At 69.6% G+C, this 711-nt stretch carries 1 protein-coding gene; it reads left to right on the forward strand.

The window, feature by feature from the left end:
* Nucleotides 1–711, forward strand: a 711-nt coding sequence (locus ABD223_RS43315; protein ID WP_344044194.1) for a glycoside hydrolase family 2 TIM barrel-domain containing protein, incomplete at both ends; no start/stop codon positions are given.

A 711-nucleotide genomic window follows, 5' to 3' on the forward strand; every position in this document is an offset into this window, starting at 1 on the left:
TCCGAGACCACCGGGTTCCGCGAGATCGAGATCCGCGACGAGCAGTTGTTGGTCAACGGCGAGCGCGTCCTGTTCAAGGGCGTGAACCGCGCCGAGACCGACCCCGACCACGGCAGGCACGTGCCGCGGGCGGCGCAGGAGCGGGACGTGGCGCTGATGAAGCAGCTCAACGTCAACGCGGTGCGCACCTCGCACTACCCGTCCGACCCGTACTTCTACGAGCTGGCCGACCGCCACGGCCTGTGGATCGCCGACGAGGTCGACATCGAGACCCACAACCACGAGGACTGCTCGCGCTGGTGCCAGGCGGACCAGCCGGAGTGGCGCGCCGCGTTCCTGGACCGCTTCACCGCCATGGTGCAGCGGGACAAGAACCACCCGAGCGTGTTCCTGTGGGACACCGGCAACGAGGCGGGCCTGGGCGCGCACCACCACGCCATGGCCGAGTGGCTGGACGCCAACGAGCCGACCCGGCCCAAGTACCACCAGTCCAACAACCCGGACGGCGACGCGCCGTTCGCCGACGTCTGGGGCCCGCGCTACCCGTCGCCGGAGCGGTTCGAGGAACAGGCGAAGAGCACCACCAAGCCGGTCATCCTCGGCGAGTACGCGCACGCCATGGGCAACAGCCTGGGCAACTTCCGCGAGTTCTGGGACGTCATCCGGGCCAACCCGGCCACCCAGGGCGGCTTCATCTGGGACTGGGCCGAG

This window comes from Saccharothrix xinjiangensis, assembly GCF_039527585.1.
Lineage (GTDB): Bacteria > Actinomycetota > Actinomycetes > Mycobacteriales > Pseudonocardiaceae > Actinosynnema > Actinosynnema xinjiangensis.